The following is a 1,050-nucleotide window of genomic DNA, read 5'->3' on the forward strand; positions in this document are numbered from 1 at the left end:
CTTAGATTAGCATTTGAAGTGCAACACCATGTTGTTGCCATAATACCTGACTCGGACTTTTAAAGCCGAGTCTTTTTCTTGGACGATGATTCAAGCGTTGAGTAATTTCTGCAATATATGCATCCGTATAGTCATTCAAGTCACTGCCTTTTCTAATATATTGTCTGATCAATCCATTCGTATTTTCATTTGTTCCACGCTGCCAGGCGCTATAGGGATCAGCGAAATACCAATCTATATCTAATTCCTGAGCAGCATACTCATGCAGGCTGAATTCTTTACCATTGTCCGCGGTAATTGTTTTTAGGTGTGCTTTGATCGGTTCCAATAATCTGATCGTAGCCTGGCAAACTTCCTCAGCCTTGCGCGTGCTGCACTTTTTCAGCCAAAGATAACCTGTCTTCCGATCTACAATTGAAACCAGGGATTGTTGGTGATTCTTGCCAACAATCGTATCTATTTCCAAATCACCGAAACGGGAGCGCTGCTCAATCTCAGCAGGTCGATCGTGAATGCTTTTGCGGTTTGTCAGTTGGCCACGAGTCTCAATGGAGCCATATTTTCTCTTTCTTTGATTTCTGAAACGTAAGTTGCGGAAGAGCACACCACCTCTGCTTTTATCCTGCTGTATAAACCTGTATATGGAATGCAGGCTGACTGAAACATGAGAAGCAATTTGTTCGGGGCTCCACTGAAGTTCAAGGTAAGCCATAACTTGTGCCCAAACCTCTCGAGAGATTCTTTTAGGATTAGGACAATGCCGTCTGCAAGCTAATTTATGGGCATGTTGAGCGAAATAACCATTCCTTGCTCGATTGCGTGCTATTTCTCTAGAAATAGTGGAAGGTGAACGATTTAGCCTCCAGGCGATATAACGTTTAGAAAAACCTTCACGTAACAATGTGGAAATCTGATATCTTTCTTCTTGAGTAAGATGAGTATAGTTCATGATGCAACTTTGACTTTGGTCGGTCGGAAGCAAAATGCTAGCTCATCTTGCTTCCTTCCAATAATTTAATCTCTGTTGCACTTCATTTGAGAATCCAAGTT

The 1,050-nt window shown here is 41.9% G+C and carries 1 protein-coding gene; it reads right to left on the reverse strand.

The window, feature by feature from the left end:
* Window position 1 precedes the first annotated feature (1 nt).
* Window positions 2–949, reverse strand: a complete 948-nt coding sequence (locus HX129_RS17680; protein WP_180048122.1) for an IS30 family transposase — start codon at window positions 947–949, stop codon at window positions 2–4.
* Between the last annotated feature and the right edge of the window lie 101 nt (window positions 950–1,050).

The organism is Acinetobacter sp. 251-1, from assembly GCF_030329305.1.
Classification (GTDB): Bacteria; Pseudomonadota; Gammaproteobacteria; order Pseudomonadales; family Moraxellaceae; genus Acinetobacter; species Acinetobacter piscicola_A.

Bases quoted from the DNA above. Each gene is read 5' to 3' on its own strand.
- HX129_RS17680 (WP_180048122.1), bottom strand. From the start codon at position 949: ATGAACTATACTCATCTTACTCAAGAAGAAAGATATCAGATTTCCACA.